The organism is Spongiibacter marinus (assembly GCF_016906995.1).
GTDB lineage: Bacteria > Pseudomonadota > Gammaproteobacteria > Pseudomonadales > Spongiibacteraceae > Spongiibacter > Spongiibacter marinus.
This window is the reverse complement of sequence record NZ_JAFBBD010000003.1, coordinates 296,678-310,228: the sequence shown is the minus strand read 5'-3', so window position 1 is coordinate 310,228 and position 13,551 is coordinate 296,678. Positions and strand designations below refer to the sequence as shown.

Sequence of the window (13,551 nt, the reverse complement as noted above, 5' to 3'; positions counted from 1 at the left end):
GCGCGATCGCGAAAGCTGCAACCGCGCCAGCAAATTGGTGCGTAGGTCCGTTCATAACTCCACCTAATTATTTGAGTTTCTTCTTCACATTTTCAATCAGTTGCTCGCAGCATCCCGAAACCTCAAAATTCAGGGAGTCGAGGTTGCGGCCCTTGACCTTAATCTTTGGCTTCTGGTCATGTTCAGGGCATCGGGCTGAACCTACCGCCTTGGTAATGGACTGCTGTACTGACTCTAAAAGAGCTGATTCCAGCGCGCTTCCAATATTTCGAGGCGATACCTTTCTGCCGTTTATTTCAAACGAAATATCAATCACTAGTCGTCTCCTCAGTCACTTTTCTTTCCGTACGCCCTTGAAGGGGCTTTTATTGGAGGTTTTTGCATCCATAAATCGACCAGTCGTTGTGTCTCGCTTGACATAGTTGCCGGATGGAGTCTTCGTTTGGGTTCGTCCACGAACTCCTCCATTCCGGCGTCCGTCACCTTTAGGGGGATTTGTTGCCATAGTCGATTAAGGTCAGCATGGATCGTGAGAGTTACCTTTTGTTTTGATATAAGATTTGACACCTTTATCAAAAAGGGTAACTTTCTCCTTTTAAAAAGGATGTGTCAGATCAGGTTTGGACTTCTGCATATCAAGATTTGACTTTTACTTCCTCGTCAACACCAAGTGATTTTCGCCACTGTTCGATATAACTCCACGACCATTTTCCAGCTGGAATCACGTCGTATGTAGGGTCGAAAAATTTTGACGAGACACCAACACCCTTCCTAAAGTAATTTAACAGTTTTAGCGTATCAATCGTTGCATTGAAGCGATATCCAGACCAGGGTATGACTGACGAAACTTTACGTATTTTCTTTGGTGAGGAAAGAATTCCTGCTGTATTGACGGATAGAATCAATAATGAATATTCGCATTTGTGCGGTTTGTTTGAACGTGGCTCGGCACCTGTTGAAGTGCCAGAGATGCAGGCGGCGGCACGTCAAATAATACAAAGACTCAAAGAAGATAATGAGCAGTATACGGCTTTGCTCAAAAGTGTTGGGGTGAACGAAGAGCCTCATGAAGAACACGTTTGATACCTTCAAGGAGATTGAGTGAAAATTCTCCATACATCGGACTGGCACATCGGTCGAACTTTGTACGGCAGAAAGCGCTAAGAGGAGTTCGAGGCTTTTCTAACCTGGCTGGCTGAGACGATTCAGCAGAATGAAATTGATGCCTTGCTGGTGGCGGGTGATGTCTTTGACACCAGTGCTCCGAGCAATCGCGCCCAGGAGCTCTATTAGCGTTTCCTATGCCGGGTGGCCGCCTCATCTTGTCGGCATATTGTCGTTGTAGCGGGCAACCACGATTCTCCGTCCTTTCTCAATGCTCCCAAGGAGCTGCTCAAGGCCCTTGATGTCCACGTGGTCGGGAGTAGCACTGCATCCCGGGAAGACGAAGTGCTGGTGCTCCGTAATGAGCAGGACGGTCCGGAACTCATTGTTTGCGCCGTACCCTACCTCCGCGACAGGGATATCCGCGTGGCGGAGGTTGGTGAGAGTGTTGAGGAGGAACGAAAGCTGATTGACGGCATCCGCACTCATTACGCCGCCGTCGCCGCCTTGGCGGAGCAGAAGCGAGAGGAACTCGGGGCCGATATTCCCATCGTTGGCACGGGGCATCTGTTCACCGCTGGCGGACAAACCGTCGATGGTGATGGCGTGCGCGAACTCTATGTCGGTTCCTTGGCTCACGTGACGGCCGGGATTTTTCCAGCCTGCTTCAACTATCTAGCGCTTGGTCACCTCCACGTCCCGCAAAAGGTGAACGGCTCCGAAACCATTCGGTACAGCGGCTCTCCTCTGCCCATGGGGTCCGGAGAGGCAAAACAGCAGAAGAGCGTTTGCGAGGTTGAGTTCCACAGCACGGCTGCATCTGTACAGCTGATCGACGTACCGGTGTTTCAAAAGCTCGAGCGCGTCAAAGGAGACTGGGACGGCATCTCAAACCGCATCCTCGAATTGTCGGCAACGGACTCCCAAGTCTGGCTCGAAGTCATTTACGACGGCACTGAGGTTATTGGCGACCTGTGTGAACGCCTGGAGGCAGCGATGTTCGGCACCCAAATAGAAATTCTCAGAATCAAGAACAATCGCATTATCGACCGTGTTCTGGGGAAAATTCACGAAGAGGAAACACTCGACGATCTAAACGTGAACGACGTATTCGAACGATGCCTCGCCGTTCATGACGTGCCTGAAGATCAGCGCCCGGAGTTGATTCGAGCCTACCAGGAAACGGTTTCGTCTCTCTATGAAGACGACTTACAGGCGGAATAGAAAGGCTGTCGATGAGAATACTGCAGGTACGTTTCAAGAATCTGAACTCGCTGGTCGGCGAATGGAAAATCGACCTGGAGCACCCGGCCTTCGCATCTGATGGCATCTTTGCCATCACCGGTCCCACCGGAGCGGGGACGACCACGATTCTCGACGCTATTTGTCTTGCTCTTTACGGGCGGACGCCTCGCCTGAATAAGGTCACCAAGAGCGGAAACGAAATCATATCCCGCCAGACCGGCGAATGCTTTGCCGAGGTGACTTTCGAAACCCAGTCTGGTCGTTACCGTTGTCACTGGAGCCAACACCGGGCACGCAGGAAGCCGGATGGCGAACTCCAGGCTCCGAAGCACGAAATCGCCAATGCCGAATCCGGCGAGATTTTCGAATCTAAACTCAGAGGAGTTGCCGACCAGATCGAGTCGGCTACCGGTATGGACTTTGATCGTTTCACCCGCTCCATGTTGTTGGCCCAGGGGCGCTTCGCAGTGTTCCTTCAGGCGGCACCGGATGATCGGGCTCCAATTCTGGAGCAGATCACGGGAACAGAGATATACAGCCAGATATCCATCCGTGTCCATGAACGACAGCGCGAGCACCGGGACAAGCTGAACCTGCTCTTGGCTGAAACAGTAGGCATTGTGATTCTTGACCCGGAGCAGGAGCAAGAGATTGGACGGGTGCTCGAGACAAAGCAGAAGGAAGAGACAGACCTTGCCGCCAAATCCGCTGAAACAGGGAAGGCCATTGCTTGGCTCACCACCATCGACGGACTGAACAAGGAAATTATCAGCCTGGGCGATGAAGCGAGCAAGCTGCAGGGCGATATCGAGGCGTCCAAACCGGATCGTGAAAAGTTGGGCCGGGCTTTGAGTGCCGCCTCACTGGACGGCGCATACGCAACGCTCACCGCCACCCGCAAACAACAGGCGGATGACAGAGCGGGCTTGAAAGCTGAGGAAGAGGCTCTTCCTGGACTGGAATCGTCCGCCAAGGAACAGGCCGAAGTACTGAAATCGGCTGAGCAACAAACCGCTCGGGCAAAAGAAGCGCTGAAAGCGGCTACGCCTACATTGCAGAAGGTTCGCTCCCTGGATCAGAAACTTGCTGACCAGAAAAAAGCTGTTTCGGAAGGAGATGAGGGTTGTAGGAAGGATGCGGTCAGGATTAACGCTGACAAAAAAGCCCGACTTGAAGAACAGGATAAGCGATCCAAGGCTCATGATATATTGGATCTTGTGTATGGCTACCTCAAAGGGCATGCGCAGGACGAATGGCTGATCGGCGGCTTGGCTGGTGTTGAGGAACAGTTGAGCGGCCTGCTCTCCAAACAAAATGATATCCTTCAAAAGCAAGCCGCTCAAGAAACGGCCACGACGGCTCTGGGACTGGCGGCAAAGTCACTCGACGACTGTCAGAAGCAATCCGGCACTTGGACGCAGGAGCTGGAGGACGCCTCAAAACAGCTTCAGCAGGGCAAGGATGCTTTGAGTCAGTTGTTGGGAGACCGCTTGTTGCGGGAATATCGCACCGAAAAGGAAACTCTGCTTCGTGAAATGGCCTTCCTAGCCAAAATTACGGAGCTTGAAGATCACTGGGTAAAACTGGAAGACGGCAAGCCTTGTCCTCTTTGCGGCGCAACCGCACACCCCTTCGCGGAAGGGAATGTACCCACCCCCGATGAAACCGAACAGAAGATCGACGCCCTGACTAGGCTGATTGGCAAAGCCGAGGATCAGGAAGCTGTCATCAAGAAACTCGAAGGAGCTGAGATCCTGGCCCGTAAAAACCTGACAGAGGCTGAAAAGCTGGAGTCAGCGGCAGCTAATGACAAGAAGGCTGCCGAGAAAGCTCTGGCCGACGTGAAGGATGGCCTGGTGAAACTGCGTGTCGATTTTGCCGAACGCAGGCAGGTCGTTATTACGAAACTCCAGCCGCTTGGTATTGCGGACATCCCTGAAGCGGACATTTCATCACTGATCGAATCCCTCAGAGCGCGGCAGAAAGTATGGCAGGCCCAGGTAAAGAAAAACGTGGCCATTGAGAAACAGATTGCCGACATCGACAGCGAGGTGAAGCGGCTGGATGCGGTTATCGAAACTCAAAGCACCGCCCTGACCGGAAAGCTGGAACGCCTGGCGACCTTGAAAAGGAACAAGCCACCGGAAGTGAAGAGCGTGCTGCACTGTACGGCGACAAGAATCCCGACAATGAGGAGCGTCGTTTAAACAAGGCGATTTCTGACGCCGAAGTTGCGAAAAATAGGCCAGAGAACGGCATAATGAACTCCAACAAAAATGGAATACCGCGCAGGCCCACGTCCAATCTCTGAAGAAACGCATCGACCTACGAGAACCAGAGCTGACAAGGCTGGAAAATGAATTTGCCGCAGCACTCGCGCCCATAGGCTTTTCAAATGAAGAACACTTCCTTACGGCGATCTTGCCTTCTGAAGGTCGGGCTGAGTTGACGGCCGCGGCCAAGGATCTGGACGAGCGTCAAGCCGATCTGAAAATCAGACAGAAGGATCGGGAAAAACGCCTAGCTACGGAAATGGCCAGCAAGATCACTGAAAAGTCGTTGGAAGAGCTCGAGCCCCAATTTAGGGAGCAATTGGAGGCTTTGAAAGAGCAGCGGGAGATCATTGCCGCACTCAAGCACAAGCTAAGTGAAAACACAGCTGCAAAAGAGCGGATAAAGGAAAAGCAGGCAGCTATCGAGGCTCAGAAAAAAGAGTGTCGCAGGTGGGAAAACCTGCACGAATTGATCGGCTCCGCCGACGGTAAGAAATACCGTAATTTTGCCCAGGGGCTGACCTTCGAGATGATGATTGGTCATGCCAACGGGCAACTGCAGAAAATGACAGACCGCTACTTGCTGATCCGTGACGACGCTCAGCCTCTGGAGCTCAACGTGGTCGACAACTATCAGGCGGGGGAGATTCGCTCCACGAAGAACCTTTCCGGCGGCGAGAGCTTTATCGTCAGCCTGTCCTTGGCTCTGGGCTTGTCCCATATGGCGAGCAAGAACGTCCGGGTGGATTCGCTCTTCCTGGATGAAGGCTTCGGCACCCTAGACGAGGAAGCCCTCGATACCGCCTTGGAAACCCTCGCGGGCCTGCAGCAGGACGGCAAGCTGATCGGCGTCATTTCGCACGTGCCCGCCTTGAAGGAGCGGATCAGCACGCAGATCCAGGTGTCCCCCCAAACCGGTGGAAGAAGTAGCATATTAGGGCCTGGATGTCAGATGCTGGAGGGGGGTAGGATCTTAACTCCGTATATTTTATGAGGTTTTATTTTTGAACACCCCCCTTATCACCAAACAAGGATACGAAGAGCTCAAAAGTGAGCTTGATGAGCTTTGGCGTGTCGAACGGCGCGAAGTCACCCAGAAGGTTTCATGGGCTGCCGGCCAAGGTGATCGTAGTGAAAACGCGGACTACCAATACAATAAAAAGAGGCTCAGGGAGATCGACCGGCGGATTCGCTACCTTAAACATAGACTTGAGAACCTCAAAGTTGTAGAGCACAGGGCTGAGCAGGCCGGAAAGGTTTTCTTCGGTGCTTGGGTCGGTGTGGAAAACGACCGGGGCGAAAAGTTGCGATTTCGAATAGCGGGTTACGATGAAATTTTTAAGCACCCTGACTATATCTCTATAGATTCTCCGATGGCGAGAGCCTTGTTGAAGAAGGAGGTTGGTGATTGGGCAGAGATACAAATTGATTCTGAACCTGTCCGATGGCGTATCACGGACATCGAATACGCCTAATAGTATATTTATTGAGTATGTGTACTATTAAATAAATGCTTAATAATCAATTTTATAAATTAAATAGTATGCCTATATGGGGTTATTGGCCGGCGTCGCCGTTTTCCGATCGATCGCCATTCTTTGCCGCCTCGTGCACGGTTTGGGTGACTTGTGGGCGTTCCACTTTCCACAGTTGACGCAGCTCTTCACGAAGGGCGCGCTCGCCCTCGGGCGTGATGTACCGAGAGCCTCGTTGACGGGGCGGACGATAGCGACTCATTTGTTGTCAAAACCTTAAGCGAGGTGCTGAATCGCTCATAATATCGCGATATGGTGTGAGGCAGGAATTGTTAGGAGGGAATATGCGCACGTTAATACTCTTCATAGGCGCGCTATTGTCGGTGCAGGCCGGGGCTGTTGAGCTGCAGGGGCAGTTGATACAGGGCGGGCTTATCCACGGCAAAGTGGCACCTGGCAGCCGAGTGGAGCTCGGAGAGCACTCGGTGAAAGTGGCGGAAAATGGCGTATTTGTTGCCGGTTTTGATCGCGATGCGCCCGCAGCAATGACGTTGCGCGTGTGCCACGACGGCGACTGTGCCAGCCAGGAACTTGCGATAGCGCAGCGCGAATACGCCGTGCAGCGGGTAAATGGGGTCCCTCAGAAAACCGTTACACCGCCGGCAGAGGTGCTGGCGCGTATTCGTCAGGAATCCGCCATGGTGGGTAAGGCGCGCCGGCGCAGTGAAGACCGGCAGGATTTTTTAAATACCTATCAATGGCCGCTAATTGGCCCCATCACTGGTGTTTTCGGGAGTCAGCGTGTCTATAATGGCACCCCCGGTCGACCACACTATGGTGTGGACGTGGCGAGGCCCGTGGGGGCAACGGTTGTCGCGCCCAACAGCGGCGTGGTGACGCTGGTTCACAACGATATGTTTTACTCGGGGGGAACCCTGATCATCGACCACGGCCAGGGCATCTCTTCCACGTTCATCCATCTGAGTAAAATTTTGGTTGCGCCTGGTCAAGAGGTGCAGACTGGGCAGCCCATCGCCGAAGTAGGTGCAACGGGGCGGGCGACAGGGCCGCATCTTGACTGGCGCATGAACTGGCATGGTCAGCGTTTAGATCCAGCGCTATTGGTAGGGCCGATGCCCAGTGAGCTGGCGCCCGTCAGTGAATGAGCGCACCCCGGGGCTGCGTTGTTGTTTTGATTTAGAGTGTTGAGAATGATTGATAAAAAGTTGTTGGAAATCTTGGTTTGCCCGGTGAGTAAAGCGCCAGTCGAGTTCGACGCTGAGCGCAATGAGCTGGTGTGCCGCGCCAGCGGTTTGGCGTACCCGGTGCGCGACGGTATTCCGGTAATGCTGGAGTCAGAGGCGCGACCACTGACTGCTGATGAAAAACTTGGCTAATTCACCCGTTGTCGCGGGCGTTGGCGCATACATCGCCTGCTGATTTCGCTATACTTTTCCTTTCCGCCGGAAGCTGTCTTCCGGCGTTTGTCGTTATATAGACCCCAGAGTGAGACCGTGTTCATGAAAAGCGCTGCTATCCGCGATGCCTTTATTCGCTACTTTGAAAGCAAGGGACACACCCCGGTGGCCAGTAGTTCGCTGGTACCTGGTAATGACCCTACGTTGCTTTTTACGAATGCGGGGATGGTGCAATTTAAAGACGTGTTCCTCGGTCGCGATAAACGCAATTACAGTCGTGCGGTCAGCAGTCAGCGCTGTGTTCGCGCCGGGGGAAAGCACAATGATTTGGAGAATGTTGGCTACACCGCTCGCCACCATACCTTCTTCGAAATGCTGGGGAATTTTAGCTTTGGCGACTATTTCAAGCGCGATGCCATTCTCTTTGCGTGGGAATTCTTAACGTCGAAAGAGTGGTTGAATATCGATAGCTCACGCCTGTGGGTAACGGTTTATGCCGACGATGATGAAGCCTACAAAATATGGAATGAAGAAGTTGGTGTTCCGGCTGAGCGCATGGTGCGTATCGGCGACAACAAGGGCGCCAAATACGCCTCGGATAACTTCTGGTCGATGGGTGACACAGGTCCTTGTGGACCCTGTACAGAAATTTTTTATGACCACGGTGAAGATGTAGCTGGTGGTCCTCCGGGGAGCCCGGATGAGGACGGCGACCGCTACATCGAAATTTGGAACAACGTATTCATGCAGTTCAATCGCGATGCCGATGGCACCATGACTGAGCTGCCTGCGCCATCGGTAGACACCGGTATGGGGCTGGAACGCATATCGGCGGTGATGCAGGGTGTTCACAGCAATTACGAGATAGACCTGTTCGACAACCTCATTGCCGCGACGGCCAGGGTGCTGGGTGTTGATGACCGTCAACACACGTCGTTGCGTGTTATTGCTGACCATATCCGCTCCTGCGCGTTTTTGATTGCCGATGGTGTACTGCCATCCAACGAAGGGCGCGGCTATGTGTTGCGCCGGATAATTCGCCGTGCAGTGCGCCATGGCAACAAGCTTGGGGCGACCGAGCCCTTCTTTTACAAACTGGTTGATGCCCTGGCTGTTGAAATGGGCAGTGCCTACCCCGAGCTACGTGAATTGCAGGGGGCGATTGAAAAAGCATTGCTCCAGGAAGAAGAGCAGTTCGCGAAGACACTGAACCAGGGGATGAAGATTCTCGAGGCAGACCTGAGTGAGCTTAAAGGGCAGCAAATCCCGGGTGAAACGGTGTTCCGTTTATACGATACCTATGGTTTCCCCGTGGACCTTACCGCCGATATCGCCCGTGAGAAAGACCTGACGTTGGATATGGACGGGTTTGAGGCGGCCATGGAGGCGCAGCGCCAGCGTGCTCGCTCAGCATCGAATTTCAAAATGGATGCCGACCTGCGTTTAGACGTGGACGGCGCCACCACCTTCACTGGCTATCAGTCGCTGAGCGACAACGCCAAGATTATTGCACTGCTGCGTGATGGTCAGCCCTCTGAACGCGCGGAAGAGGGTGATGATGTTCTGGTGGTGCTGGATCGCACGCCTTTCTACGCTGAGTCCGGTGGCCAGGCAGGGGACTGCGGTGTTATTCGCGCGGAAGGCTTACGCATAGAAGTGCGCGATACCCAGAAGGCTGGTGATCACTTTGTACATATCGGCGTGGTTGCGACGGGAGCAGTGGTTGCCGGCCAAGCTGTAGATGCCGAAGTAGATGCCAGTATTCGCCAATCTACCGCGCTGAATCACTCGGCAACCCATTTGCTTCACGCCGCATTGCGCAAGGTACTGGGTGAGCACGTAGCGCAAAAGGGCTCGCTGGTAACCGCCGAGCGCCTGCGTTTTGACTTTGCCCACGGTGAGGCGGTAACTGCGGAACAGTTGCAGAAAATAGAGGCGATGGTGAATGACGAAATTCGCCGAAATACCGCGGTTGAAACTGTGGAAACCGATATCGACTCCGCCAAAGAGCGGGGCGCGGTGATGTTGTTTGGCGAGAAGTATGGCGATACCGTGCGCGTATTGAGCATGGGCGGCGACTTCTCTGTTGAGTTGTGTGGCGGCACCCATGTTCGTCGCACCGGCGATATTGGCGTGATGCGTATCGTTGCGGAATCTGGCATTGCTGCCGGTGTGCGCCGAATTGAGGCGGTAACCGGAGCCGAAGCGCTAAATGAAGCGGGGCGCGATCGCAGCCGTCTGCAGTCTGCTTGTGCGGCATTGAAAAGTACGCCTGAAAATTTTGATGCCAAACTTGCGCAGCTGCTGAGTAGCCACCGGGAACAGCAAAAGGAACTTGAGCGTCTAAAGGCCAAGCTGGCAACCGCGGGCAGTCGCGATCTATTGTCTGAGGTGGAAGAGATCAACGGTATTAGCGTCCTCGCCGTTAATATGGAAGGCGCTGATGCGAAGACCTTGCGCGATAGCATGGACCAGCTGAAGAATAAGTTGGGCTCAGGTGTGGTGCTGCTGGCCAGTGGCGAGGGCGAAAAAGTATCGCTGGTCGCCGGCGTAACGAAAGACCTCACGGGTCGCTGCAAAGCGGGCGATATTATGAAGCAAGCTGCGGCGGCAGTCGGAGGCAAGGGCGGCGGTCGTCCAGACATGGCGCAGGGTGGCGGCAGCGATGTTGCCGCGATCCCCGCTGCCTTGCAGTCGGTCAAAGATTACGTGAATCACGTATAGAGACATAGTTGCCGTTTCCTTTAATCTTGAGTTGGTGTTTAATGAGCGCCCTCCGCTCAGGGCGTTCATTTGCAGATAGAAAACATGAGTCTGATTGTTCAAAAATTTGGCGGTACGTCGGTCGGCACCGTTGACCGGATAAAGGCGGTCGCAGAGAAGGTAGCAGGCTTTCGGCGTCGCGGTGATGATGTTGTGGTAGTCGTGTCGGCCATGAGTGGCGAGACTAACCGCTTGATTGAAATGGCCAAGGCCATGCAGGAGCACCCCACCCCAAGGGAGTTGGATGTTCTCGTCGCAACCGGCGAGCAAGTCACGATTTCATTGTTGTGTATGGCGCTGCATGAGCTCGGTGTTGGGGCGAAGTCCTACACGGGCAGCCAAGTGCGTATTCTCACCGACGAGGCCCACACCAAGGCGCGGATCAGGGAAATTGATGATCACCGTATTCGCGAAGACCTGGCGGGTGGCAATGTTGTTGTGGTGGCTGGCTTTCAGGGCGTGGATGAGAGCGGTAATATCACCACCCTCGGCAGAGGGGGCTCAGATACCACGGGTGTCGCCTTGGCGGCGGCGCTAAAGGCGGATGAATGCCAGATATATACCGATGTGGATGGTGTTTATACCACGGACCCGAGGGTAGAGAGCCAAGCGCGTCGGCTTGAACGCATCACCTTCGAAGAGATGCTGGAAATGGCTAGCTTGGGCTCGAAGGTGTTGCAAATTCGCGCCGTTGAGTTTGCAGGTAAGTACAATGTGCCGTTGCGCGTATTGCACGCCTTTGAAGACGGCCCGGGTACGTTGATCAGTCTTGAGGAAGAATCAGATATGGAAAACCCGGCGATTTCGGGTATCGCGTTCACGCGCGATGAAGCAAAGATTACGGTACTCGGTGTACCCGATACACCGGGCTTGGCCTACCAGATACTTGGGCCAGTTAGCGATGCAAATATTGAGGTAGACGTCATTGTTCAAAACGTCGCCGAGGACAATACGACTGACCTGACCTTTACTGTCGGTCGAAATGACGTCGCGAAAACAGAGGCAATTGTTCGCAAGCTGGTCGAAGAGACGGGTGCGCGAGAGGTGAAAACCGACAATAAAATTGCCAAGGTGTCGCTCGTGGGTGTAGGAATGCGCTCACACGCTGGCATCGCAAGTAAAATGTTTAAAACTTTGGCGGAAGAGTCGATCAACATTCAGCTGATCACCACTTCAGAAATTAAGATTTCGGTGGTCGTTGATGAAAAATATCTAGAGCTGGCGGTGAGGGCCCTCCATACAGCTTTTGATCTAGATAAAGCGCCTACATCGTAGAAACAGAGACGTGAACTGCTGCGCGCATACGGATACGCACGGGGTACGGATACTGGCTCTGGATAGGAGAAAGCAACATGTTAATACTGACTCGTCGTATTGGTGAGACGCTCATGGTCGGTGACGAAGTGACTGTCACTGTATTGGGAGTGAAGGGGAATCAAGTGCGTCTGGGTGTGAATGCGCCCAAGCATATCGCCGTTCACCGGGAAGAAATTTATGACCGCATTCAAGGCGAGAAAGACGGTAATAAAGAATAGCGGGAAATTAGCCTAAAGGCCTTTGATTCTTCGCTCAGTATGGTATTATGCCGCGCGTTTCGTTGCTAACACGCTTTTGAAAACAAGGCCTTAGCAACGAATTTCCAACAGAAAGTTGGAACAATTCGGAGAGGTGGCCGAGTGGCTGAAGGCGCTCCCCTGCTAAGGGAGTATGGGGTTAATAGCTTCATCGAGGGTTCGAATCCCTCCTTCTCCGCCATACATAAAAGCCCCAGTCTAACGACTGGGGCTTTTTTTATGCTCGTATTTTGGGATTTTGCTCACTCCGTAGTGGTTGGCCGCGCTAAGACTTTACTTATGCGTTAGTTTGTGAGCAAAGTTATTCCCAATAACCCCTTTAAAATTAATGGTTTACGCAATGTAAACAGTTAAATTGTTGATGCATTCTCATTCTCATCCCTGTTACTATCTCTGTGTAAAATTCGTACTACTGTTTCTAGGGGTAACAGCGGTGATCTCGCGATAGGGAAGCTGTTGAGCTTGGCACATTTGTCGAGTTCGGCACATTGCTATATCGATTCGCAGCTACTGGATGGTCGACAAGGAATACAAATGACTAAGCGTATGGTCGTAATGCTGGCAATCAGCGGCGTTGTTTTTGGTGGCGTGTTTGGTATGAAGTGGTTTGGCAACCAGATGATGAATGACTTCATCGATAATATGCCGACTCCGCCGGTGACGATTTCAAGCACTACGGTTACCCCGCAGCAGTGGGCTGCTCGTCTGAACGCGGTGGGTAGTTTGGTGGCGGTGAAGGGCGCCGACCTAACGGCTGAAGTCGACGGTACGATCACCAAAATTAGTTTTGAATCGGGGCAAAGCGTTGAGGCGGGCACCGAACTACTGAGTTTGGAGTCGGTCGCCGAGCGCGGTGAGCTCGCTCGCTTGGAAGCGCAGGCGAAGCTCGCCGAGATTGAGCAGCGCCGGCGTGAAAAGCTCTACAAGCGCGGAACGATTTCTAAGTCTGAATACGATACCGCGCTGGCAGAAACGAACGTGGCCAAGGCGGCAGTCGAGGCGCAGCGCGGACGTTTGAATTTAAAAACTTTGCGGGCGCCTTTTGGTGGTGAGCTGGGGATTCGTCGAGTTACCTTGGGTCAATACCTCCGCGCTGGCGACAAGATCGTTACCCTGCAATCTTTAGACCCCATCGAGCTGGATTTTTCACTGCCTGAAAAGCAGCTGGGCAAGGTGAACCCCGGCAGATCGATCGAAATCGTTGTCGACGCGCTGGGTGGGCGCCAGTTCAGTGGCGAGATTATCGCCGTTGAACCCAAGATTGATGCACAAACGCGTAACTTTGATGTGCGTGCGCGATTCGCCAATCCTGAGAAAGTGCTGAAACCGGGCTTGTTTGCAAAAGTTACGGTAGACCTGGGAGAGCCGACGCAGGTGCTAGTTTTGCCAAGAACAGCTATTCAGTACAGCTCTTACGGCGATTCCGTTTTCGTTATTCGTCAACAGGAAGGTGGCGACGCCGAGGCCCTGGATGTCATTCAACGCTTCGTTACCTTGGGAGAGGCTCGCGGTGATTTTATTGAAGTCATTTCAGGCGTTAAAGAAGGCGACGAAGTCGCCAGTACAGGCTTGCTGAAGCTGCGCAGTGGTCAACCGGTCGCGATCGATAACACGCTCCGTCCCGAGCCTAGCTTGACGCCGGCCCCCCCGCAGGGGTGATCGGCGATAAATAGTTAGATGGCCATTGAATAAGCTGATG

12 protein-coding genes, 1 tRNA gene and 2 pseudogenes are annotated in these 13,551 nt (G+C 53.3%); 13 read left to right on the top strand and 2 right to left on the bottom strand.

From position 1 onward, the window contains the following. Positions 1-67: 67 nt before the first annotated feature. A complete protein-coding gene (locus tag HNR64_RS06000; protein WP_204995626.1) occupies positions 68-316 on the bottom strand; it encodes a hypothetical protein in 249 nt (82 codons plus the stop codon). Between the two features lie 518 nt (positions 317-834). Here HNR64_RS06000 and HNR64_RS05995 point away from each other — a divergent pair. The 6 genes and pseudogenes from HNR64_RS05995 (at position 835) to greB (ending at position 6,097) form a co-directional block, all read left to right on the top strand. After that, the gene (locus tag HNR64_RS05995; RefSeq protein ID WP_204995625.1) at positions 835-1,083 is read left to right on the top strand and encodes a hypothetical protein; all 249 of its coding nucleotides are present in this window, start codon (positions 835-837) and stop codon (positions 1,081-1,083) included. 96 nt (positions 1,084-1,179) lie between these two features. After that, positions 1,180-1,293, top strand: a pseudogene (locus HNR64_RS17530) (hypothetical protein); the annotation flags it as partial. A gap of 15 nt (positions 1,294-1,308) precedes the next feature. Next, positions 1,309-2,328 carry an exonuclease SbcCD subunit D C-terminal domain-containing protein gene (locus HNR64_RS17450; RefSeq protein ID WP_204995624.1) on the top strand — a complete coding sequence of 340 codons (1,020 nt, stop codon included), beginning with the start codon at positions 1,309-1,311 and terminating at the stop codon, positions 2,326-2,328. An 11-nt stretch (positions 2,329-2,339) separates the two neighbouring features. After that, on the top strand, positions 2,340-4,556 hold the full coding sequence (locus tag HNR64_RS05980; protein WP_204995623.1) for an AAA family ATPase: 2,217 nt from the start codon (positions 2,340-2,342) through the stop codon (positions 4,554-4,556). Positions 4,557-4,794: 238 nt separating this feature from the next. After that, entirely contained in the window at positions 4,795-5,616 is an 822-nt protein-coding gene (locus HNR64_RS05975; protein WP_204995622.1) for an SbcC/MukB-like Walker B domain-containing protein, read from the top strand. Between the two features lie 10 nt (positions 5,617-5,626). Next, the gene (greB, locus tag HNR64_RS05970) at positions 5,627-6,097 is read left to right on the top strand and encodes a transcription elongation factor GreB (protein ID WP_204995621.1); all 471 of its coding nucleotides are present in this window, start codon (positions 5,627-5,629) and stop codon (positions 6,095-6,097) included. Positions 6,098-6,191: 94 nt separating this feature from the next. On the opposite strand, the pseudogene HNR64_RS05965 reads toward greB, so the two are convergent. Next, positions 6,192-6,359: pseudogene (locus HNR64_RS05965) on the bottom strand (transcription elongation factor GreB); the annotation flags it as partial. 82 nt (positions 6,360-6,441) lie between these two features. On the opposite strand from HNR64_RS05965, the gene HNR64_RS05960 reads away from it, so the two are divergent. The 7 genes from HNR64_RS05960 (at position 6,442) to HNR64_RS05930 (ending at position 13,511) form a co-directional block, all read left to right on the top strand. After that, on the top strand, positions 6,442-7,263 hold the full coding sequence (locus HNR64_RS05960) for a M23 family metallopeptidase (RefSeq protein ID WP_204995620.1): 822 nt from the start codon (positions 6,442-6,444) through the stop codon (positions 7,261-7,263). 45 nt (positions 7,264-7,308) lie between these two features. Beyond that, a complete protein-coding gene (locus tag HNR64_RS05955; RefSeq protein WP_027872727.1) occupies positions 7,309-7,494 on the top strand; it encodes a Trm112 family protein in 186 nt (61 codons plus the stop codon). Between the two features lie 123 nt (positions 7,495-7,617). After that, the gene (gene alaS / locus HNR64_RS05950) at positions 7,618-10,239 is read left to right on the top strand and encodes an alanine--tRNA ligase (RefSeq protein ID WP_204995619.1); all 2,622 of its coding nucleotides are present in this window, start codon (positions 7,618-7,620) and stop codon (positions 10,237-10,239) included. An 84-nt stretch (positions 10,240-10,323) separates the two neighbouring features. Further along, positions 10,324-11,553 (top strand): aspartate kinase, encoded by a 1,230-nt coding sequence (locus HNR64_RS05945; RefSeq protein ID WP_204995618.1) that lies wholly within the window; start codon positions 10,324-10,326, stop codon positions 11,551-11,553. Positions 11,554-11,630: 77 nt separating this feature from the next. After that, the gene (gene csrA, locus HNR64_RS05940) at positions 11,631-11,813 is read left to right on the top strand and encodes a carbon storage regulator CsrA (RefSeq protein WP_027872724.1); all 183 of its coding nucleotides are present in this window, start codon (positions 11,631-11,633) and stop codon (positions 11,811-11,813) included. Positions 11,814-11,940: 127 nt separating this feature from the next. After that, a tRNA-Ser gene (locus tag HNR64_RS05935) sits at positions 11,941-12,033 on the top strand. Between the two features lie 353 nt (positions 12,034-12,386). After that, positions 12,387-13,511 (top strand): efflux RND transporter periplasmic adaptor subunit, encoded by a 1,125-nt coding sequence (locus HNR64_RS05930; RefSeq protein ID WP_239547637.1) that lies wholly within the window; start codon positions 12,387-12,389, stop codon positions 13,509-13,511. Positions 13,512-13,551 lie beyond the last annotated feature (40 nt).

Coding starts and splice junctions, on each gene's coding strand:
- HNR64_RS05995 (WP_204995625.1), top strand. CDS start 835: ATGACTGACGAAACTTTACGTATTTTCTTTGGTGAGGAAAGAATTCCT.
- HNR64_RS05980 (WP_204995623.1), top strand. CDS start 2,340: ATGAGAATACTGCAGGTACGTTTCAAGAATCTGAACTCGCTGGTCGGC.
- HNR64_RS05960 (WP_204995620.1), top strand. CDS start 6,442: ATGCGCACGTTAATACTCTTCATAGGCGCGCTATTGTCGGTGCAGGCC.
- HNR64_RS05955 (WP_027872727.1), top strand. CDS start 7,309: ATGATTGATAAAAAGTTGTTGGAAATCTTGGTTTGCCCGGTGAGTAAA.
- alaS (WP_204995619.1), top strand. CDS start 7,618: ATGAAAAGCGCTGCTATCCGCGATGCCTTTATTCGCTACTTTGAAAGC.
- HNR64_RS05945 (WP_204995618.1), top strand. CDS start 10,324: ATGAGTCTGATTGTTCAAAAATTTGGCGGTACGTCGGTCGGCACCGTT.
- csrA (WP_027872724.1), top strand. CDS start 11,631: ATGTTAATACTGACTCGTCGTATTGGTGAGACGCTCATGGTCGGTGAC.
- HNR64_RS05930 (WP_239547637.1), top strand. CDS start 12,387: ATGACTAAGCGTATGGTCGTAATGCTGGCAATCAGCGGCGTTGTTTTT.